This window comes from Methylobacterium sp. Leaf85 (genome assembly GCF_001422125.1).
GTDB lineage: Bacteria > Pseudomonadota > Alphaproteobacteria > Rhizobiales > Beijerinckiaceae > Methylobacterium > Methylobacterium bullatum.
On sequence record NZ_LMME01000010.1, the window covers coordinates 20502 to 41703 of the forward strand.

Genomic DNA, 21202 nt, shown 5'->3' on the forward strand with positions numbered 1-21202 from the left:
CCCTACGCGGGCAGGACGACCACCTTCGTCTTCACCGGCGTCCGCGAATACAGGTGGATCATGTCCTGGCTGAGCAGGCCGACACAGCCGCTCGTAATGCCCGAGCCGATCGAGTCGGGCTCGCTCGAGGCGTAGATCGTGTAGAGCGTGTAGGCGCCGTTCTGGTAGAGGTGGAGCGTGCGGGCGCCGAGAGGGTTGTCGAGGCCGCCCGGCATGCCGCGGGCGTATTTGGCCACCTCGGGCTGGCGCTGGATCATCTCCTTGGGCGGTGTCCAGGTCGCCCATTCGGACTTGCGGCCGACATAGGCGTCACCGCTCCACAGGAACCCGGCACGGCCGACATTGGCGCCGTAGCGGGTGGCGGCCCCATCCTCCTCGATGCGGTAGACATAGAAGTTGCCGGGGTCGACGATGATCGTGCCGGGCGCTTCCTTGGTTTCGTAGCGCACCGTCCGGCGATAGTATTTCGGGTCGACCTTCCTGATGTCGGTGGCCGGGATCGGGAATTTCTCGTCCGGCATCGGACCGTAGATCTTCGCCGCCTCGGCGAGGATCAGGCCGTCGGTCGTCGCGCAACCGGCGAGCCCCAGCGCGCCGAACCCGGCGGCCGAGCCGGCCAGGAACGAACGGCGGCTGAGACGCCCCGTCCTGCCACCGAGCCGGGCACTCTCGTCCATCCCGCCGGCAGCGGCCTTCCCAGCGTCCATCGTCATGATTCCGGACTTTCCTGTCCTGTGGCCCGACGGCACAACGCTCCGGCGAACGAGCTGCCTGCCAAGCTGAGTTAACCGACCCCCGACTTGACTGGCAAGCTCGGCACTTCCTCTCTATCCATCCTCTCGAAGCAAGGGGTGGCTCCTGCAACGGCGGCGATCCTCGCGTGCGGCACGTCACGCCCAATGCGCGCGAATTCGTATGTCCTCCGGCTCGGCCAAGCTTCCGAGCGGCCGAGTGATTCGACGGACGAAGGGGCGGCGGACATGAATGAGGATCGGACATGAGCGGCAGCATGGTCCCGGCGACCGATCCCCTCGCCGTCGCGGAAGCGGCCCTGGCCGACGTCGCTTCATCCCTCGAACCGGCGAGCGCACAACGCCTGCCGCTGGCCCTCAAGCTCGCCTATACGGCCTTCATGGCGGTGCTCGTGCCCGTCTACTGGAGCTGGTACGGGCCGACCAACTTCCTCTATTTCTGCGACGTCGCCCTGCTGCTCACCCTGGTGGGCATCTGGCGGGAGAGCCCGCTCCTCGTCTCCATGCCGACGGTGGGCATCCTGGCGCCGCAGATCCTGTGGGTGGCGGATTTCGTCGCCGAACTCGTGGGCGTGCCGCTCACTGGCATGACCGCCTACATGTTCAAGGCCGAGAACCCGCTGTTCCTGCGCGGGCTCTCGCTGTTCCACGGCTGGCTGCCGTTCCTGCTCGTCTACCTGGTCTGGCGCCTCGGCTACGACCGGCGCGCCTGGGCGGCGTGGTCCGGCCTCGCCATCGCCGTGTTGCTGGTGTGCTTCTTCCTGATGCCCGGGCCGCGCCCCGATGCCGGGCTCACGCCCGTGAACATCAACTACGTCTGGGGCATGAGCGACGCCGTCGCACAGACGATGATGCCGGCCTGGGCCTGGTTCACGAGCCTTCTCGTCGTCATCCCCCTCGTCCTGTGCGGGACGACCCATCTCGTCCTGCGCTGGCTCATGCCGGCGCCGGCCAGACGGTAGAGCCCCATTAGCTCCCGGATTTCCGCACGGCGTCGGAGACGGTGATGGGCTTGGGCAGCAGACCGAGGCGGTGGAACGTATCGGCCACCTTCTGCTGATCGGCGATCACGGCCGCGTCCAGCGGAGTCACGCCGTAGGTCAGGCGCTTGAGGGCCACGGTGAGGACCGGCGCCGGGATGCCGATGGCGGGGGCCAGTTCGGCGGCCACCGCGTCGGTGTTGTCCTTGGCCCAGGCGTCGATCTCGCCGATCGCGGCGAGGGTGGTATCGAGCGCCTCCTTGTTCGCGTCGGAGAACCGGCGCGTCGACAGGTAGAACTGCCGGTTCGGCACGATGTCGGTGCCGTTGACGAGGGTCCGCGCGCCGGTGGCCCGCTCGCCCGAGGCGAGGAAGGGGTCCCAGATCACCCAGGCATCGACGGCGCCGCGCGAGAAGGCCGCGACCGCGTCGCCGGGCGCGAGGAAGACCGGCGTCACCGCCTCGTAGGGCACGCCGGCCTTAGCCAGGGCCTCGACCAGGAAGTAATGGACGTTCGAGCCCTTGTTCAGGGCGATCTTCTTGCCGCGCAGATCGGCGACGGTCTTGATCGGGCTGTCCTTGGCGACGAGGATCGCCTCGCCCAACGGAGCCGCCGGCTCGTGGGCGACGTAGAGGAAATCCGGGTTGTTGGCCTGCCCGAAGATCGGCGGCGCCTCCCCGGCCGAGCCGAGATCGATGGCCCCGGCATTCAACGCCTCCAGCAGCGGTGGCCCCGAGGGAAACTCGGCCCAACTCACCCGGTAGCCGAGCGGCGCCAGCTTCTTCTCCAGCAGGCCCTTGCCCTTGAGCAGGACCAGCGTGCCGTATTTCTGGTAGCCGATGCGGATGACCTTGTCCTCGGCGCGCGCCAGCAGCGTGCCGAGGATCAGGAACGCGAGGGCGGTGAGGAAGGCGAGGGTCGTCTGCCGAGGCGGGGAGAGGGTGCGCGCGGTGGAACGGGGCATGGAATGTCCTCGTACAGCGTCTGGAACAGGTGACCGGTGAGAGCGCCGCCTCTCCCCGCGGGCGGGGAGGGGACCGGATGCACCTTGTCGTGCATCCGGTGAGTGCAGGCGAAGCCGGAACGAGGGTGAGGGGGACTCACCGGAAAAACCTCCTTCGGCGTCAGCCCCGCACCGTCGGCTGCCGCCTCGCCGCGAAGACGACGGAGTCGTCGCGGCCCTGTCCCCGCGAGCGGGGAGAGGCGATGCTCTCCCTCAATGCGCCGCGATGCGCCGGCTGGGGACGATGTCGTTGGCGATGACTTCGCCGAACGGGCCGTTGTTGCGGGCGTTGCTCGGGGGAACGCCGGTGGTGGCGCGAAGCGGCAGCTTCGGGAAGACGAGTTCGGCGAAGCGGTAGGCTTCTTCCAGATGCGGGTAGCCGGAGAGGATGAAGCGATCGATCCCGAGATCGATGTATTCCTTCATCCGGTCCGCCACCTGATCGGCCGAGCCGACGAGCGCCGTGCCGGCGCCGCCGCGCACGAGGCCGACGCCGGCCCAGAGGTTGGGCGAGACTTCGAGCTTCGAGCGGTCGCCGCCATGCAGCGCCATCATCCGGCTCTGGCCCACGGAATCCTGGCGCTTGAGAGTGGCCTGCGCCCGCGCGATGGTCTCGTCGTCGAGGCGCGAGATCAGGCTCTCGGCCGCCGCCCAGGCCTCGCCCTCGGTCTCGCGGACGATGACGTGGAGGCGGATGCCGTAGGAGAAGGTCTTGCCCTTGCGGTCGGCGGCTTCCTTCGCCTTGGCGATCTTCTCGGCGACGCCCGCCGGAGGCTCGCCCCAGGTCAGGTAGACTTCGCAATGCTCGGCCGCGACTTCGATGCCGGCCGGCGAGGAGCCGCCGAAATACAGCGGCGGATAGGGCTTCTGGACCGGCGGGAAGATGAGCCGGCCATCCTCCACCTTGAGATGCTTGCCTTCGTAATTCACCGTCTCGCCGGACATCAGCCCGCGCCAGACATGCAGGAACTCGTCGGTGACGACGTAGCGCTCGTCATGATCGAGGAAGACGCCGTCGCCGCGCAGCTCCACCGGATCGCCGCCGGTGACGACGTTGATGAGGAGGCGCCCGTCCGAGATCCGGTCCAGGGTCGCGGCCATGCGCGCGGCCATGGACGGCTCCTGCAGGCCGGGACGCACCGCCACGAGGAAGCGCAGGCGCTTCGTCAGGGCGGCGAGAGCCGAGGCGATGACCCAGGAATCCTCGCAGGAACGGCCGGTGGGCAGCAGCACGCCGTAATAGCCGAGTTCATCGGCGGCCTGCGCGATCTGGCGGAGATAGGCCAGCGACACGTCGCGGGCGCCTTCCTGCGCGCCGAGGTAGCGGCCGTCGCCATGGGTGGGAAGGAACCAGAGGACGTCGGTCTCTGCGGTCATGGGATGCTCCTGATGTTGTGCCGGTGGAATCGCGCTCGTCCGGGGATCAGACCGGGGCACGGTCCTTCAGCAGATGGTCGAGGATACGGCCTTCCAGCCGCGCGAGTTCGGGGTCGCCGCGCCGGCGCGGGCGGGGCACGTCCACGGTCAGGTCGAGGGCGACGCGGCCCTCCTCCACCACGAGGATGCGGTCGGCCATGGCCGCCGCCTCGGCGACGTCGTGGGTGACGAGGATGGCGGTGAAGCCCTGGTTGCGCCAGATCCGCTCGATCATGTCCTGCATGTCGATGCGCGTCAGGGCGTCCAGCGCGCCGAGGGGCTCGTCCAGGGCGAGCAGGCCCGGCCGGCTGACGAGGGCGCGCGCCAGGGCGACGCGCTGGCGCTGGCCGCCGGATAGGGTCGCCGGCCAGTTGCCGGCCTTGTCGGTGAGGCCGACCTCGGCCAGCACGGCCGCCGCCCGCTCGCGCCGTTCCTGGCGCCGCCCGGCCCCGCCGAGCCCTACGGCGACGTTGTCGACGACCCTGGCCCAGGGCAGCAGGCGCGGCTCCTGGAACATGATGCGCTTCGTGGCCGAGCGCGCACCGGGGCTCTCCAGGTCGATACGCCCGGCGCTCGGCTGTTCGAGCCCGAGGATCAGGCGCAGCAAGGTGCTCTTGCCGCAGCCCGAGCGGCCGACGATGGCCACGAACTGGCCCGCCGGGATGTGCAGGTCGAGCCCCTCGATCACCTGATGGCCGTCGAAGGATTTCGACAGGCCGCGCAGGGTGACGGCGACCCCCGTGCCCGTGACGGGCGCGGGGCGCGTGGCCTGGCGGGCCTGGGGCGCGACGGGAACCTCGCGGGGCGGCGCGAGGGCGGCGTCGGGCGGGCGCAGCAGGGTGGAGGCGGTCATGGACGTCGTCCGTGGGGTTGATCGAAGAACGGGGGCATGTCGCGATGCCCCTCAGATGTTCCGGTAGGCCGGGTTCCAGGCGAGGAACGAACGCTCCAGCAGCCGGGTCAGGGTGTCGGCGATCTTGCCGAGGAGGGCGTAGATGACGATGGCCAGCACCACCACGTCCACCAGCATGAACTCGCGCGCCTGCATCGCCATGTAGCCGAGGCCGGACGAGGCCGAGATCGTCTCGGCGACGATGAGCGTGAGCCACATAATGCCGAGCGCGTAGCGCAGGCCGACGAAGATCGATGGCAGCGCCCCGGGCAGCACCACCCGCAGGAACAGGGTGGTGGGCGACATGCCGTAGACCCGGCCCATCTCCACCAGTTGCGGATCCACCGAGCGGATGCCGTGCAGGGTATTGGCGTAGATCGGGAAGAACACGCCGATGGCCACGAGGAAGAGCTTGGCCTCCTCGTCGATGCCGAACCACAGGATCACCAGGGGGATCAGCGACAGGTGCGGGATGTTGCGCACCATCTGCAGGGTCGTGTCGGTGAGCTTCTCTGAAAGCTGCGACAGGCCGTTGGCGAGGCCGAGGGCGAAGCCGATGCTGCCGCCGATGAGGAAGCCGACGGCCGCGCGCAGGAAGCTGATCCAGAGGTTGGTCCAGAGTTCACCGGTCTTGCTCGCCTGCCAGCCCGCGGCGATCACGTCCGAGGGGGCGGGCATGAAACGGGTGGAGACGAGGCCGGTCGAGGCCGCGGCCTGCCAACCGGCGATGATCGCCACCGGCACGAGCCAGGGCGTCAGGCGGCCGAGGATGTCGGAACCGAGGGTTGTCTGCCGTGACATGTGTCCAGCCCTTGCTGACTGAGGCTCTGTAGGAGGCGCCGATCCCGGCGCCGTCGGGCGCATCGCCCGGCCGGCGCCCCGGTCGTCCGAGCGGGCTATCGGTTCGGAGCGGCGAAGGCGGCGGCCGGCGCGGCCTCGAACGAAGCCGAGGGCTTCGCCCGTGCGCCGAGCAGCGCGGCGAGCTGGGCCGCAGCATCGGAAACGCGGCCCCGCACGCCCTCGTCGACGAGGACGCCGTCGGAGAAGTCCGCGTCGCTGCCATAGACCGAGGTCGGGACGGTCTGCGCGCTGAAGAAGCCGAAGAGGGGCCGCAGGGAATGCTCGACGACGAGGGCGTGCCGCGCGCCCCCGCCGGTGGCCGAGAGCACGACGGGCTTGCCCGCCAGGGCCGCCGGATCGACGAAGTCGAACAGGTGCTTGAACAGGCCGGTATAGGCGCCCTTGTAGACCGGCGTTCCGACGATGAGCGCGTCCGCGTTCTCGATCGCCTCCAGGATGCGCCGAGCGGGCAGCGAGAGCTGGTCGCGCGACCAGGCCGCGCCGAGGCCGGTCCCGGCATCGACCACGTCGAACAGGCGGATGTCGGCGCGCAGCCGCGCGCCGGTCGCCTCGGCCACGGCTTCGACCAGCGCACGCGTCTTCGAGGGACGCTGCAGGTTGGCGCTGAAGCCGACGATGCGCGGAAGCGGGCCTGAGAAAGAGCTGCCTTGAAGGGACATCGAGCGCCTACCGATCGGGTACGGGAATGCGCCGGGGACTTTGATCCGAACGCGCCGTCCAGTCATGGCGGGCCGTCCGGTCATGGAATGCCCCTCGGCATCGTTACCGAAATGTGATGGCAGCGGCGATCCGGGTCAACGAAACGTGCTTTTAAAAGAACGAGGCATGGGAGATCGGTCTTCGGCAAGATGTCCCCGTAGGAGATGAAACTTTCGACTTGGCAATTTCATGCAGAATCACGGCCCATCGACGGGTCCGCCCTGGAAGAACGCTCCACCTGAACCGGACAGGGTTCGGTAAACCGAACGCCGCGAGGCGCTAGACCAATGCGTCGCCATGGCTCGATTGCAGGACGATGGGCTGGAAGGCCCGCAGGAGCGGCATGTCGAGCTTGCCCGTCATGCCGAGCATGATCGCATGGGCCTCGGCATGCGGGAGCGGATTGCGATAGGCCCGCCGCTCGGTGAGGGCCGAGTGGATGTCGCAGATCGTCACGAGGCGGACGAGATCCGGAATCGCATCGCCGGTGAGGCCGGCCGGGTAGCCGCTGCCGTCGAGCATCTCGTGATGATGCCGGACCACGTCGAGCATGGCGGCATCGAACCCCTCCTGCCTGGCGAGCATGTCGGCACCGGCGGCGGCATGGGTGCGCATGGTCGCCATCTCGGCCGAGGTCAGCGCACCGGGCTTGTTGAGGATGGCCAGAGGAATCTTCGATTTGCCGATATCGTGCAGCAACGCGGCTTTCGCGAGGCGCTTCCGGTCGGCCCGGGGAATTTTGAGGTGGAAGCCGAAGGCCGCGGCAAAGCCGGCGACGCTGAGGGAGTGCTGGTAGAGGAGTTCGTCGTAGCGTCCGATCACCTCGAGCCACGCGCGGATGCCACCCTCGGAAACGGCCTCCAGAATGACGTCGGTTCCCGCATCGGCCTCCTCCGAGGAGATCGGCCGATCGGCTTGCGCCGCATGGAACAGGTCCGCCACCACGGAGCAGGCGCGGTGCGCCCTGCCTTCCAATGCGGCGGTCTCGCCGGCGTGACGCGTGCGCAGCTTCTCGCCGGCATCGATGAGGCTGAACAGGAGGGAGAGAATGGTCGGGCGCGGGGTATCGGCCGCCGTGACGCGCAGGGCCGGATTCGCCCTGTCCGGGATGTGGGCGGGCGCATTCGTGAGAACGAGGCAGGGCACGCGCATCGCCAGGAGACGGACCACCCAGGCCGCCGCTACGCCGTCACGGGGATCCAGATCGATGACGGCGACGACGGGCAGGATGGCGGGAGCCGACTGGTCCCCGAGAACGCTGCGGCAGGGCATGATGGTGGTGATGGCGCGCGCCAGCAGTCTCACCCGGTCCGGTCGATCCGATACGATGAGGACGGACTTGTCTTGTGTCACGATCCGATCCGCTTCAGACCGGCAAGGTCTGGGTTCGTGCCCAAACACAGGCGCGCTCGCGAGTTTTACAGAAACAAATCCCTATAAATTGTTTCTTTTCGCAGAACGAACCCGATGCCGTCCGATCTATCATCGACACCTTGGACCGAGATAGTTCTCCTGTCGGAACCATGGCGCGGGGTCGTCCAATCCTGTCGTCCTGGTTAACCGGATGGAATGGAATTTGCTCGCACTCCGCCAGATTGCGAGGCGGTAACTCTCTGTAGAGGCCTTTGGGTTAGTGCTGTCGGGCAGTGAAGGTGGGCGCTCACCGTGCGGCACCTTCCGCCATCGGGAGGAGGATGCTGTGCTCGCGCGGGACTTCAAATCCTTCTTCGAGACATCGAAGCGTAACGGTATCATCCTGTCGTTCGGCGGCGACATCTCGGAGAACGTGCTGTTTTCCCTCGGCGAAGTCCTGAAGCTTCGGATGATCCAGGGTGAGACGGACGCGACCATCGCCAAGCGGGTGTTCTCGATCTTCGTCGAGCAGGCCCAGAACATCATTCGTTACTCGGCCGACAAGCTCCCCGGGGACAAGGCGTCCTGCGGCATGATCAGTGCGGGGATGATCGTGGTCGGCGTCGAGAACGCGCGCTTCTTCGTCGTGTGCGGCAACGAGGTTCCCAAGGCCGATGCCGCCGTTCTGCATGAGCGATTGGACCACATTGCCGGCATGTCCAGCGAAGAACTCAAGCGTTTCTACCGCGAGAAACTGCGCCAGCCCCCCGACGAGGGCAGCCTCGGAGGGAGCATCGGCCTGATCGAGATCGCTCGCCGGTCGAGTGCTCCCGTCGAGTTCGATTTTCACGATCTCGGCGACGAGCGCAGTCTGTTCTGCCTCAAAGCCTATATCTGACGGCGCCCCGGCGATGGACCGCATTCAAATTCCGGCGACCGCCCGATCCCCCGAGGTGGATTTCGACTTCGGAGCCGGCCGTTTCAGGCTGAGCGGCGAATCGTATCCGGAGGATGCCGCGGCCTTCTTCGGCCCCCTGCTCCAGTCCCTGCGGTCCTACCTCGCCCTGTCGGGTCCGGAACCGATCGTGTTCGAGGTCGCCCTCGTCTATTTCAACAGTTCCAGCGCCAAGGGACTGATGAACCTGTTCATGCCCCTCGAGGCCGCAGCCGGCGAAGGCCGTGGCGTCACCATCCGCTGGCTCTACGCCGAGGGCGACGAGACCATCGCCGAGGCCGGGGAGGATTTCGCCTCCGACTTTTCCCATGCACGTTTCGATCTCGTCGAGACCTCGCAGGCGGGGAACTGACACGGATGAAGGCCAAGCCCGGGGTCGTTCCGCCAACCGACCATCCCCCCGTCGTCGGCGACGCGTTCAGTCTGTACGATACCGAGGAAGCGGTCCTGGGGAAGACCGATGGGATGCTGGCGGGGCTCGCGCAGGTCGCGGGCGGCGTCCAGCAACTCGCCGAAGCCTACCGGCGCAGTTATCGCGAGCAGCGCCGCCTCGTGAGGATGAGCGACCGGATGCAGCTCGACCTGCAGAAGGCGAATCACCGCCTCGCCGAGCAGCAACGCGACCTACAGGCCCTCAACGAGGCGCTGTCCGGCGAGATCGAGCATCGGACCCGGCTCGAAGCGAAGCTGAGGCATCTGGCCGATACCGACGACCTCACCGGCGCGGTGAGCCGTCGCCGTTTCATGGAGATCAGCCAGCGTGAATGGCTGCGATACGAGCGCGACCGGGTTCCCGCCTGCCTCCTCATGGCGGATCTCGACCGGTTCAAGCGCCTCAACGACGAGTTCGGCCACGCCGCCGGAGACGCGGCCCTCGCCAGCTTCGTCGAGACCTGCCGGAGGCGCCTGCGCAAGGTGGACGTGATCGGCCGCATGGGCGGCGAGGAATTCGCGATTCTGCTCACCGAGATCGGGGCCGATGCCGGGCTCACGGTGGCCGAAGACATCTGCCGCCTCGTCGGGGAAACCGGCGTGGCGTGGCCCGGAGGACCGCTGGCGCTCTCCGTCAGCATCGGCATCGCCGCCATCGAGGGAACCGAGACCTTCGAGCAGACTCTGGGCCGGGCCGATGCTGCGCTCTATGCGGCCAAACATGCCGGACGGGGCTGTGTCCGCCCGTCCCGCGGCCCGTCCGCGGACGGACCGCCGCCATGACGTTCGATCCTGCGGCCGAGGGGGCAACGCCCGCCGTCGCCTCCCCCACCCGCAAGCGCTCCTTGAGGGGAGGCGGTCCCCTGCGCGGCGACGACTTCCTGGAACTGGCCGGTTTCACCGACGTGTCGACATCCGCGCCCGGTACGATGCGCCCGGGCGCCCTGCGCGGTTCGGCCCGCGGGCGCGACCTCGACAGTCTGGCGCACACCCTGTTCCTGCGGATCTACCCGGTGATCGCCATCGTGGTGCTGGCGACGCAGGTCGGCATCGCCTGGGTGAACTACAACGACAGTCTCAGGCTCTATACCGAACGGGCGAACCTTCTCGTCGCCCTCACCGCCCAGGCCATCGCCCGACCCGATTGGAGCGAGCGGCCGGACGTCTACACGACCCAGGTCCAGGCCCTGACCCTCGATCCGGCGTTCCGCTTCGTCCGTGCCTGGAACGCGGAGGGCGGCCTGGTGATGTCCATCGGCGAGATGCCGGGGGGACGCGGCATCGAGCTCATCCGGGCCTCCACCGCCATCACCCTGGCGGGCCAGGCGAAGCCCGTGGGAAGCCTGACGCTGGGACTTTCCACCGAAGCACTGCGCGCCAATGCGGAGAAGCAGGCGCTCCTGGCGGTCGGGGCGAGCCTGGTGCTGATGCTGGCCTTCGTGCTGACCCTGCATGCCAACGTGCGCAAGCACGTCCTCGCCCCCCTGAAGCGCCTGCTGCTCGCCATGCGCGAGGTCGAGCACAAGCGCTGGTCGACGGTGGCGTTCGACGGCGCCATACGGGCCAGCAACGAGATCGACGTGATCTCCTCGGCCTTCAACCGCATGGTGGAGGGCCTGCGCGCCGGCGACGAGGCGAAGCAGCTCCTCGCCGACCTCGAACTCGCCCATGCCAAGCTCGCCGACGCCAACCACCAGGTCATGGAGAGCATCGGCTACGCCCGTCGCATCCAGACCTCCGTCCTGCCCGACCGGATGGCGCTGGCCGGTGCGGGACTCGATGTCGCCGTGCTGTGGGAGCCGCTGCATCAGGTCGGCGGCGACTATTTCTGGCTGGAACGCCTCGGTGACGTCAGCATCATCGTCGTGGCCGATTGCACCGGCCACGGCGTACCGGGCGCGTTCATCACGCTCATCGTCGCCACCGCCCTCGACCGCGTGCTGCACGAGCGCGGCCTTCGCTCGCCGGCCGAGATCCTGACGGTCCTCGACGAGATGGTCCGCGCCCAGTTGCGCCAGGACGGGCGCGGTTCGGATTCCGATGACGGGCTCGATTGCGGCCTGTGCATCTGGGACCCGGAGGCACGGCGCCTGACCTTCGCCGGCGCCGGCCTGTCGCTCACCACCGTCACGGATGCGGGGGTGACCCGGATCAGGGGGGCCAAGCGGGGACTCGGTTATCCGCGCCAGGGGAGCGAGAGCTTCAGCACCGGGAACGTCATCCTGGATGTGGCGCCGGGGGACACCTTCTACCTGATGACCGACGGCATCACCGACCAGATGGGTATTCACGGTACGCAGCGTCGATTGCTCGGGTATCGCGGTGTCGCGGATATCCTCCTGCGCACCCGCGGGGAGGAACTCGGCCGGCAGATCGGGACACTGGAAACCGAGCTCGCCGCCTATCGCGGCTCCGAGACACCCCGGGACGACATGACCCTGGTCGCGTTCCGCCCTAAACGACAGACGTGACCCACCACTCCGTGACCGAAACGATCGTCGCCCGGTGCGCTGGCACACGCTAAGCCCCACGACAATTCGGCACTATCCACGCCTGCCATTCGAGAGATCGCATCGCAACGCCTCAACCTTGCCGTCATGATGGACGAAGAGAGCTGGTATTCGGGGCGCGATCTTCGTTTGCCTCTGCTGCGTTTCTACACATTCGAAAAGTCGAGATCGATCATGACACGCTTCCTTGCCGCGTCCGTCTGTCTGGGCCTGCTTGTCGCCATGCCCGTCCAGGCGCAGCCCTCCACCACGGCGCAGCAGCCGGCCCCCAAGCGCATGACCACCGCCATGGGTGTGACGAAGCCGCCGACCTCCACCTTCAACCGGGCCTCGACCGAAGGCGACATGCTCAAGGCGCAGAAGGTCTCCGCCGCCCGCGACAAGGCCTGGGACCGGAAGATGCGGACCACGATGGGTTCGATCTGCCTCGGCTGCTGAGATCCGAGCCCGCGAGGCTCGGTCGATGATCCGGTTCGAGGGCGTCTCCCGTCGCTTTGCCGGCGCGGATCGACCGGCCGTCGATGGGATCGACCTCGACATCGCGGAAGGCACGACCTGCGTCCTCATCGGCCCCTCCGGCTGTGGCAAATCCACCACCCTGCGCATGGTCAACCGGCTCGTGGAACCGGATGCCGGGCGCATTCTCCTCGACGGACGCGACGTGGCGGGGGTCGATCCGGTGCGGCTGCGCCGCGGCATCGGCTATGTCCTGCAGGGCATCGGCCTGTTCCCCCACCGGACCGTCGCCGAGAACGTCGCCACCGTGCCAAAGCTGTCGGGCTGGTCCCGCGCCCGGATCGCGGATCGCGTGCACGAGATGCTCGCCCTCGTCGGCCTCGATCCGCGGGACTACCGCGACCGGAGGCCGGACGAACTCTCCGGCGGTCAGCGCCAGCGCGTCGGCGTCGCCCGCGCCCTGGCGGCTGACCCGGCCGTCCTCCTCATGGACGAACCCTTCGGAGCCGTGGATCCGGTAGCGCGTAGCCGGCTACAAAGCGAGATCGGCGAGATACTTCGCCGGCTCAATAAGACCGTCATCATCGTCACCCACGATATCGACGAGGCGATGCGGATGGGGGATCGCGTCGTGCTGATGCGCGAGGGCCGGATCGTCCAGGCCGACACGCCAGACCGCCTCCTGGTCGCCCCCGCCGACGCCTTCGTGGAGAGCTTCGTCGGCGAGGACCGTGCTCTGCGGCGTCTCGCGCTGACGCAAGCGGGTGTCGTCGCGGTTCCCGGTGAGGCCGCGGATGCGCCGTCCGTCACGGCCGAGACATCGCTGAAGGACGCCCTGGCGCTGCTTCTCTCCACTGGCGCCGATCACCTCGCGGTGACGGGGAACGGTGCCCCCGCCATTCTGACTCTCACCGCGATCCGAGACGCCGCATCGCGGCGGACCTGATCGCGCGTTCGTCAAGGCCGAGCGCAGTGAGGGAGGATACCCCCCTCACTCCGCCGCGTCGGAGACCCGGAACGTCTCGATTCCCTGCCGCTCCGGGTTGATGGCCGCCAGCGCGCGCTTGGCCGTCTCCAGCGGATGCTCGGCTTCGATCCGCACCGAGGTCAGGTCCGGGCTCTTATAGACGGTGACGATGGTGTCCATCACCTCGGTGAGCGTGGTGCGCTTGTCTTCCGGGGCGGCGATGAGGAGTTGCAGCCCCCAGGCCTGATAGAGGTCCACCAGGGCCTGCGAGTTGCGCACGTCGAGTTTGGAGAAGGCCTCGTCGAGGAGGCAGAGGCCGAGGCCGGGATTCTCGTCGCCGGGCCGGTCGCCGGGGTAATAGGCCGAGGCGAGCGAGGCGGCGATGGCCACGTAGAACGGCGCCTGCGCCTCGCCGCCCGAGCCGCGCAGGGCCCGGTTCGACATGGTGGTGCGGTTGCCCGCCTTGTCGCGCATGCCGATCTCGTAGACGAAATAGTTGCGGTAATCGGCGAGCCGCGCCGCGCTCTCGTCCCCGGCGATCAGGGCGGTGATCTCCTCGATGGCGGCGGCGAGCGGCCCCGAAGGCGCTTCCTCGCCTTCCCCCGGCAGAATCGCCTGCGCCGCGTCGGCCGAGCGAGCCACCTCTGTGGCGAGGGCATGCACGGCGGCGTAGCGGCGGTCGACGGTCGCCTCGAACGCGTAGGTCTGGCCGGTGAAGGTCTGGGTGGAGAGGCGTTCGTTCAGGGCGTCGAGGCGGGTGCGGACCCGCTCGAACTTGTCGGCGAGGCGCGTCAGCAGGTCCTCGGTCATGAGGCGGCGCATCTCGCCCTCTGCCCGCACCGCCTGGTCGCGATAGCGCCGCAACTCGTGGCCCGCCACCTCGTCATGGGCGCGGGCGACCCAGGAGAAACCGAAGGAGGCCGGGGCGTCGCCGTTGCCGAGCGGGTTCTCGATCCGCCATTGCACGCAATATTCGGCGAGATCGCGCTCGGCGGCACGGCCTTGCGTGCGCGCCGTCTCCATCGCCTCGCGGGCGGCGCCGCGCGCCGCATTGGCCAAAGCCGCCAGTTCCTTGGATTCGAGGCCTGCGGCGTCGGCCCGGGCCTTCGCCACCGCCAGCGGATCGAACCCATCCGGCCGGACAAGTCGGATGCGGACGGAATCACCGGCGATCCAGCGCGCATGGGCGCTGCGCCTCGCCTGGAGCGCGCCGCGTATCGCCTCCCGCGCGGTGGCGACCTTCGCCTTCAGCCCAGCTTCCTCGCCGAGCAGCGCGTCGCGCTTGGGCTCCAGAACTTGGACCAGCTCCGTGAGATAGGCCGAGCGCTCCTTGGCGAGTTCCTTGATCTCGGCCTCCAGCGCGCCGGTATCCGCCTTCTCCACGGCCTCACGCTCGGTGGTGAGGCTGCGCCGGCGCCCTTCCATGGCGTCGGCCTCCTGGCGCAGGGAGACGATGTCGAGATTCGCTTCCGCGAGGCGGACCCGCAGCATGGCGGCGATGCGGGCGGCCTCGCGCAGCACGCCCGCCTCACCGCGCAGGCGCCGCGCCTCGGCCACCGCGCGCTCCAGGTTCTGCCGTCCCTCCGCCGTGGGGCCGCGGCTGCCCCGCGTCATCATCAACTGGACCGGCCGCACCACGGAATAGGCCATGCCGGAGGTGGAACGGCCGCTCGGCGCCACCGCGCGGCTCATATGGGCGAGGGCCGCGTCGTTCGGGGCGAGATCGTAGCCCCCGAGACGCGCGGCGAGGAAGGCCTGGGCGTGAGGATCGCGGGTCTCGATCAGCGAGATCGGCCCCTCGTCGTCGCGCCCGCCCCGGCGGCGCGCGGTGTCGGTGGTCTTGACCAGCAAGCAGCGGTAGAACTGGCTCTTGCGGGCCTCGAGATGGGCGAAGGCTTCGTTGAGCCTGTCCGGCTCCACCACCAGGGCCTCGCGGGCGCCGCCGAGCAGACCCTCCAGGGCCGGCCCCCATTTCGGATCGGTGATCTCGGCGAGCTCGCAGATCGGCGTGGCCTCGATCCCGAGCCGGGCCAGCTCGTCGCGAAAGCCCGCCGTGTCGCAGGAGAGGCGGGCGCCGCCCGTCCGCCCGGTGCCGATCTCGGCCGAGAGGGCCTGCGCCTCCTTCTCCTGGGCCCGGGCGCGCAGGGCCATATCCTCGGCGGCGGTGTCGAGGGGGGTGGCGATGTCGGGCAGGGCCGCGAGCATCTCGATCAACCCGCCGAGGGGGCCGTCGATGCGCAGGGATTCCTCGGGGGGCGCCTCGCGGCGCAGGCCGGAGCGCGAGCACGCGGCCACGATCCGGGCGGCGTCGGGATCGATCCGCTGAATCTCGGAGAACAGGGTGTTGAGCTTGCCCGCCTCCTGCACCATCCCAACGAGGTCCGCGACGCGGGCGGAGAGGTCGCGCTTGTCGCGCGCCAGCATGGCGAGGCCGGCATTGGAGGCGGCGAGCCGCCCCTCCCCCTGGCTCCCGGCGAGCATCGCCTTCTTGCCGGCGATCTCCCCGTCGATCTCGCGCACGAACCCCTGGCTGGTGGCCACACTCTCGCGGGCGATGCGCAGGCGCTCGGCCACCTCGCCGAGCCTGGAGCGGGCGGTCGCGTAATCGAGGATGCGCCGGCGCAGATCGGCGCTGGCGGCGCGCAGATCGTCGAGGGTGGCCGAGAGGCTGGCCTCGGCCCAGGTCTCGTAGCGCTTCAGGATGCGCCCGAGATGCGTGAGTCGGCGCTCCAACTCCTCGATCGTCTCCAGCAGGCGGCGCCAGTTCTCCACCGACTGGCGGATGCGGGCGACGTCCAGGGGCTCCGGTTCGAGCACGAAGGAGCGCACGAAGGCGGAGGAATCGAAGATCGGCTTAAACGCCACGGCGTTGGAGAAGGTGCGCAGGAAATGCCGTGGCTCCGGACTCGACGCCCCCTCGCGCATCAGCGCCAGCAATTCGGCGGTGAAGCGCTCGCCCGACGAGCGGAATTCCTCGAACCGGTCGGCCTGGATGCGCAGGTCCTTGGCGATCTCCGGCCAGGGCGCGACGAAGCTGCCCTCCGCGGTCTCGCGGACGTAATCGGCGATCTCGAAGCGATGGCCGACCGCGATGAAGCGCGACAGCGTGGTCTCGCGGCTGTCCTCGGCACGGGCCGCCAAAGCGAGGCCCACCGAGACGACGCGGCCGGTGGTCTCGTTCTCGAAGACCAGAACGATCAGGGTCTCGCAGGCCTCGCGGGTCGGGCGTCCGCCCTCGGCCGGGTCGCTGATCCAGCCGAGGCAGTAATCGCGGACCGTGCGGGCGCTGCGCCCCGAGGCGGAGGCGTTGAGGGCGAGGCGGCTGGCATTGTTGCCGGCCAGCACCGTTCCAACGGCATCGAAGATCGTCGATTTGCCGGCGCCCGTCGGCCCCACCAGGGCAGCCGCCCCCCGGATGCGGATCTGCTCGCGCCGGATCAGGTACCAGTTGGAGAGGACGATGTCGGTGAGGCGGTACACCGGTCGGGCGGCTCCCTGCGGGGCGTGTCGGTCGCCCGGCATGGACGCCGTCGGCTCGCGATGCAAGTCGGGTCGCAGCGTCACCTCCTCTAGGGGCGGGAGGGTCCGTCCCCGCACCGCAATGTTTTCATGTGAAATCTTTTATTAAGCAGCCCCGATCCCGACCGAAGGCCGACATCGGCGCGTTCGCCGGCCCCGGTGACCCGCTTTCAGCCGTCGTCGTCGAGGCGCGCCGCGGCCCAGGCGCGGACCTGTTCCATCCAGGCATCGGGCGAGAGCACGGCGATGCCCGGTAGAAGCATCAGCGGCGTGATCTTCTCGGCCTTGTCGCGCTCCCCCAGGCGCAGGGCGCCCTTGCGGGCGAAGAGGCGGAGGATTTCGGTGAGGCGCGCCTCCTCCGGCGCCTCGCTCCGGGCGACGGTGCGGATCGATTCGGCGATGTCGTCGGTGGTGCATTCGACCACGCCGTCGGTGGTGACGCGGTGCGCGCGCAGCCCCTCCTCGTAGGCGAGACGCAGGGCGAGCAGGACGAGGGTCTCGTCCTTGCGCAGGCGCTCGGCCTGGCCGTCGTGGCGCACCCCGTCCGGGGGCACGCGCAGGAACACCATCTGGTCACGGGGCGAAACCTCGACCCCGTATCCGAGGCAGGCGAAGTAGCCCTTGAAGAAGGGCGCGTAGTGCCGGGCAAGCTCGTAGGAGCGCCCGATGCCGGGGGTGTCGGAATAGATGCACTGGCTCTTGAGCAGCACCTGGAGCGCCCGCGTCAGATCCTCCCCGGAGGGCGCGCGCGTCCCCGGAGGCGGAGGCTCGTCGCCGTCGACGATGGCGCGGAAGGCCTCGATCATCCCGACAATCCATGAAGCGTTGAGGCGGAACACCCGTGCCGCCGTGGCGCCTCGTTACCCGGATCGCGGTCCTTTCACAAAGGCCCGGCGTTCATGCCGCCTGCTGGGTCGCCTTGAACAGCGAGAGGCATTGGGTGTCGCGGTGCATGCTCAGGATCGAGGCGCGGTCGATGGACGGATTCTCGGCGAGCACGCGCTGGACCTCCGCCACGACCCGGTCGTAGCGGGAGGGGTCGAAGTTCCGTTCCAGCGGACTGACGGCGATGTAGGTCTCGACCACGAGCACGCGCTCGGATCTCTCCTTGCCCACCTCGACCGCGATCCAGGCGGACTTGATCAAGCATTTCCCGGATGTCATCGGCGTATCTCCCGGTATTCCCGCATCTTCGGCGGGCCTTCGGCAAGCATGATCCCCCTTCCAACGTCTGCCAAGTCCGGAAACATCAATGTGATCAGGCGGCGGTCCAAGATCGTCACCGATTGTGACCCGATGCGGAGTTCGTCCCCGCTCAGGCGCCGCGTGGGCGAACCGATGCCGGGCGGAACGCCGGGTTTCGGCGCTCCACCAGGAAGTCCGGGCAGTCGAGCCAGCCGTTTGAGACGCGGCCCGCGACCCGCGAGAGGCGGTAGCGCGTGGTCAGGATGCCGTCGAACAGCACGTCGATCTCGCGCAGGCGCTGGAACACCACGAACTCGTCCACATCCGCCACCACGATCTCGGAACCCCGGACGGCGGGGCTCGCCCCGAGCTTGCGCTCGACGAAGGCGATGACGCGCTCCGGCGTCACCATCACCCGCTGGCGGAAGGCGTCCTTGGCCAGGATGAAGGCCTCGATGGCAGGGTCGAGATGGATCTCCGGCAGCGGCTCGGACAGGATCGCCGCGCGCCGCATGCGGGGGGTGTAGAGATGCGGCTCGCCGATGGGCGGACGCAGGAGCGAGACCTCGGCGAAGGGACCGGTCTCCGACCATTCGGCGGCGCCCACCGCCCGCAACGCCGCGGCGGTACGCTCGATCCGGTCGGAATCGCGATGGTCGGTGTAGCGCAGGGCCGCCGCGATCCGGCGCTCCAGGCGTGCCACGATGTCGGCCACGGCGTCGAGATGCCGGTCGAGCCCCTCGAAGATCGAGAGGATTTCGGCGAGATCCGCCCGCACCGCCCGCTCGGCCAGGGACAGGTCGTGTGCCCTCCCTTCGCGCAGCCCCGCTTCGGCGAGAGCCCGCAGGGTGAGGTCGTCGCGCAGGGCGCGGCCCGCCTCGCGGACGATGCCGGAGCGGAAGCGGAACGGGTTCAGGCGCGTGTGCAGGGTGCGGTAGTCGCTGACGAGATGGCGCGCGACGAACTCCTCGAAATAGAGGCGGAACGCGACGCCCTGGTCTTCCTCGCGCAGGATCCGCTCCTCGATCTTGCGCATCGAGCCGGCGAGGCTGCGCAGATGTCCGAGGAAGGCGCGCGAGGCCTTGGCCGCATTGACCAGGGCCTCCGAACGTTCGGCCGGGTTGGCCACCGCGCTCTCCAGGCTACCCAGTACCTCCAGTACCGCGCCGCCATAGGAGCGGGTCTCGCCCCGGTCGAGACGGGCGAGTTCCTCAATGACGAGGCGGGCATCCGGATCGAAATCGACCACCGGCACGTAGCGCTCGCGCCGTTCCACCAGCCAGCCGGCGTCGAGAAGCCGCCGGTAGACCGCCGAGCGTCGCTCCACCGGATCGACCGGCGTGGCCTCGTCGTCGGCGATCTCGCCCTGGGACCAGTCGGCGGAGAAATCACCGATGGAGGCCAGCAGCTCGCTCTTGCGCAGGGGTTCGGTGGTCTCGGCGAACACCCTGGCATGCAGATGCAGCAGCAGCGCCGCGTTGAAGGCCCGGCTCGGCGAGGCGAGCGGCTTGAACAGATCGTCGGGGAGGCGGGTGAACAGCATGGCGGCGCTGGTGAGGACAGCCAGTGCAACAGGCCGGAGTCAATCGACCGGCCGTAACGGCCTGTGTGCCGAGCGAACCCTACCCTTAGCATCGGCCCGTCTGAAAACCAGGTACCGGCCATTCGGGCCGACGTACTACAGCCCGCGGCAGCGCGTCCGGATGATGCCGGAGAAATCCTTCTCCGAGGTCTGCACCTCGGCGAGCTTGGCGGCGCGCTCGGCCCCCGACAGGCAGCGACCGTAGACGCTGGCGACCCGGCGCATGGTCTCCACGTGGCGGCGCCAGACCCGGCAGCGGTTGGCATCGTCGCCATCCGCCTGCTCGAGCTGGTCGATGGCCTGACGCTGCATCGAGTTGGCCACGAGCACGTCGCGGGCGCAGGTCACGTCGGCCCGCGCCGGCGTGAGCGACAGGACGAGCCCCGCCATCGCGGCCGCCGCCCACTTCGCCATCACGTCCATCGGGATCATGCCGCCTCGGATTTCGTAGGCTGGGTCAGGAGCGCGTAGAGTGCGCTGGCGTCCCTCGCGGCCCGGATTCGGTCGAGAACCCCCGGTTCGCGCAGGAGACGCGCCACCTGGGCCAGCGCCTTGAGATGCTCCGCGCCCGCGCCCTCCGGGGCGAGGAGAAGAAAGGCGATGTCGATCGGCTGACCGTCGAGGGATTCGAAATCCACCGGCTTCTCCAGCCGTGCCACGAGGCCGAACAGCCGGTCGAGGCCCGGAAGCTTGCCGTGGGGAATGGCGACGCCGTCGCCGATGCCCGTGGAGCCGAGGCGCTCGCGCTGCAGGAGAGTCTCGAACACCTCACGCTCGTCCAGAGCGGGAAGCTGGCGCACCGCATGGGTGCTCAATTCCTGGAGGATCTGCTTCTTCGCGCGAGCGCGCAGAGAGGTCACCACGGAATCCGGACTCAGGAATTCCAGAATCGGCATAAAGGACCATCGCCCCATCGGCGGCGACCCACCGGCCCCCGCTCGTCTACATTAGCGCTGCGGATGCGTGGTCCCCACGCATCCCGAGGCGGCCGATGGTCGGCACGCGGCCGGCAGAGCGCGTTAAGCTGCCGCCTCCGGCGGATCCACCCAACCGATCGCTCCGTCACTGCGGCGGTATACGACGTTGATGCGGCCGGTACCAGCGTGAACGAACACGATGACCGGTGCCCCCGTGAGATCGAGGGCGGTGACCGCCTCGCTCACCGAGTGGCGCTTGAGCGCCCTGGTGCTCTCGGCGACCACGGGCGGATGCGCCTCCTCGTCCTCGGCGAGATCGTCGTCGATCACATCCTCTTCCGCGTCGCTCGGCGCGGCGAAGACGGCGTAAGCCGCCTGGACGGTGGCGCCCTCATGCAGGGCGGCGCCATGATCCTTGAGCCGGTGCTTGTAGCGCCTCAGGCGCTTCTCGAGCTTGTCCGCCGTCTGCTCGAAGCTCGAATGCGCGTCGTGCGAAGCGGCGGACGCTTCGAGCGTCAGGCCCGAGACGAGGTGAAGCACACAATCGGTACGGTAGGCCGTCCCATCCCGTCGAAGCGTCACATGGCCGGAACAGGTACCGTTCATGTGGCTGTCGAGATATTTCGACAAGGTGGCGGCCATTCGCTCTTCGACACGCCCGCGAAGGGCTTCGCCGAGGTCCAGGCCGTGGCCTGTGACGCGCAATGACCCCATGTATCCTCC

The 21202-nt window shown here is 68.8% G+C and carries 21 protein-coding genes; 7 read left to right on the plus strand and 14 right to left on the minus strand.

Annotated features, from left to right (window positions below):
• Positions 1-2: 2 nt before the first annotated feature.
• Positions 3-713, minus strand: a complete 711-nt coding sequence (locus ASF08_RS08155) for a L,D-transpeptidase family protein (RefSeq protein ID WP_056143639.1) — start codon at positions 711-713, stop codon at positions 3-5.
• A gap of 284 nt (positions 714-997) precedes the next feature.
• Between ASF08_RS08155 and ASF08_RS08160 the strand changes: the two genes are divergently transcribed.
• Complete coding sequence (locus ASF08_RS08160) at positions 998-1714, plus strand: hypothetical protein (RefSeq protein ID WP_187273524.1); 717 nt, start codon at positions 998-1000, stop codon at positions 1712-1714.
• A 7-nt stretch (positions 1715-1721) separates the two neighbouring features.
• On the opposite strand, the gene ASF08_RS08165 is transcribed toward ASF08_RS08160, so the two are convergent.
• From ASF08_RS08165 to ASF08_RS08190, 6 genes are all read right to left on the minus strand, one after another.
• Positions 1722-2696: a sulfonate ABC transporter substrate-binding protein gene (locus tag ASF08_RS08165; RefSeq protein ID WP_056143641.1), complete on the minus strand. Its 975-nt coding sequence runs from the start codon at positions 2694-2696 to the stop codon at positions 1722-1724.
• Positions 2697-2948: 252 nt separating this feature from the next.
• A complete protein-coding gene (ssuD, locus tag ASF08_RS08170; RefSeq protein ID WP_056143646.1) occupies positions 2949-4112 on the minus strand; it encodes an FMNH2-dependent alkanesulfonate monooxygenase in 1164 nt (387 codons plus the stop codon).
• A gap of 46 nt (positions 4113-4158) precedes the next feature.
• Entirely contained in the window at positions 4159-5004 is an 846-nt protein-coding gene (locus tag ASF08_RS08175) for an ATP-binding cassette domain-containing protein (protein WP_056143649.1), read from the minus strand.
• A 51-nt stretch (positions 5005-5055) separates the two neighbouring features.
• On the minus strand, positions 5056-5844 hold the full coding sequence (gene ssuC / locus ASF08_RS08180; RefSeq protein WP_018046040.1) for an aliphatic sulfonate ABC transporter permease SsuC: 789 nt from the start codon (positions 5842-5844) through the stop codon (positions 5056-5058).
• Between the two features lie 95 nt (positions 5845-5939).
• On the minus strand, positions 5940-6563 hold the full coding sequence (gene msuE / locus ASF08_RS08185; protein WP_056143652.1) for an FMN reductase: 624 nt from the start codon (positions 6561-6563) through the stop codon (positions 5940-5942).
• A gap of 319 nt (positions 6564-6882) precedes the next feature.
• The gene (locus ASF08_RS08190) at positions 6883-7956 is read right to left on the minus strand and encodes an HD-GYP domain-containing protein (RefSeq protein ID WP_308445004.1); all 1074 of its coding nucleotides are present in this window, start codon (positions 7954-7956) and stop codon (positions 6883-6885) included.
• Positions 7957-8302: 346 nt separating this feature from the next.
• Here ASF08_RS08190 and ASF08_RS08195 point away from each other — a divergent pair, with 346 nt between their 5' ends.
• The 6 genes from ASF08_RS08195 (at position 8303) to ASF08_RS08220 (ending at position 13255) form a co-directional block, all read left to right on the plus strand.
• On the plus strand, positions 8303-8854 hold the full coding sequence (locus ASF08_RS08195; RefSeq protein WP_018046037.1) for a SiaB family protein kinase: 552 nt from the start codon (positions 8303-8305) through the stop codon (positions 8852-8854).
• Positions 8855-8867: 13 nt separating this feature from the next.
• Positions 8868-9263 (plus strand): DUF1987 domain-containing protein, encoded by a 396-nt coding sequence (locus tag ASF08_RS08200; RefSeq protein ID WP_056143656.1) that lies wholly within the window; start codon positions 8868-8870, stop codon positions 9261-9263.
• Between the two features lie 5 nt (positions 9264-9268).
• Positions 9269-10126, plus strand: coding sequence for a GGDEF domain-containing protein (locus tag ASF08_RS08205; RefSeq protein WP_056143658.1), 858 nt, complete (start codon positions 9269-9271; stop codon positions 10124-10126).
• A complete protein-coding gene (locus ASF08_RS08210) occupies positions 10123-11814 on the plus strand; it encodes a SpoIIE family protein phosphatase (protein ID WP_056143663.1) in 1692 nt (563 codons plus the stop codon). Before ASF08_RS08205 ends, ASF08_RS08210 begins: the two co-directional genes overlap by 4 nt.
• Before the next feature lie 213 nt (positions 11815-12027).
• A complete protein-coding gene (locus ASF08_RS08215; protein ID WP_043765043.1) occupies positions 12028-12291 on the plus strand; it encodes a hypothetical protein in 264 nt (87 codons plus the stop codon).
• A gap of 25 nt (positions 12292-12316) precedes the next feature.
• Entirely contained in the window at positions 12317-13255 is a 939-nt protein-coding gene (locus tag ASF08_RS08220) for an ABC transporter ATP-binding protein (RefSeq protein ID WP_056143667.1), read from the plus strand.
• A 45-nt stretch (positions 13256-13300) separates the two neighbouring features.
• Here ASF08_RS08220 and ASF08_RS08225 read toward each other — a convergent pair whose 3' ends face one another.
• The 7 genes from ASF08_RS08225 to hpf all read right to left on the minus strand — a co-directional run bounded on the left by ASF08_RS08225 (position 13301) and on the right by hpf (position 21193).
• Positions 13301-16756 (minus strand): SbcC/MukB-like Walker B domain-containing protein, encoded by a 3456-nt coding sequence (locus tag ASF08_RS08225; RefSeq protein ID WP_056143670.1) that lies wholly within the window; start codon positions 16754-16756, stop codon positions 13301-13303.
• Between the two features lie 209 nt (positions 16757-16965).
• A complete protein-coding gene (locus ASF08_RS08230) occupies positions 16966-17601 on the minus strand; it encodes a DUF4194 domain-containing protein (protein ID WP_056143673.1) in 636 nt (211 codons plus the stop codon).
• 91 nt (positions 17602-17692) lie between these two features.
• Positions 17693-17959, minus strand: a complete 267-nt coding sequence (locus ASF08_RS08235; RefSeq protein ID WP_018046029.1) for a hypothetical protein — start codon at positions 17957-17959, stop codon at positions 17693-17695.
• Between the two features lie 151 nt (positions 17960-18110).
• On the minus strand, positions 18111-19523 hold the full coding sequence (locus tag ASF08_RS08240) for a Wadjet anti-phage system protein JetA family protein (RefSeq protein WP_056143676.1): 1413 nt from the start codon (positions 19521-19523) through the stop codon (positions 18111-18113).
• 135 nt (positions 19524-19658) lie between these two features.
• Complete coding sequence (locus tag ASF08_RS08245; RefSeq protein WP_443136808.1) at positions 19659-19994, minus strand: hypothetical protein; 336 nt, start codon at positions 19992-19994, stop codon at positions 19659-19661.
• A complete protein-coding gene (gene ptsN / locus ASF08_RS08250; protein ID WP_027171308.1) occupies positions 19991-20458 on the minus strand; it encodes a PTS IIA-like nitrogen regulatory protein PtsN in 468 nt (155 codons plus the stop codon). The genes ASF08_RS08245 and ptsN overlap by 4 nt, the downstream gene beginning before the upstream one ends.
• Positions 20459-20581: 123 nt before the next feature.
• Positions 20582-21193 (minus strand): ribosome hibernation-promoting factor, HPF/YfiA family, encoded by a 612-nt coding sequence (gene hpf / locus ASF08_RS08255; protein ID WP_026176326.1) that lies wholly within the window; start codon positions 21191-21193, stop codon positions 20582-20584.
• Positions 21194-21202: the final 9 nt, after the last annotated feature.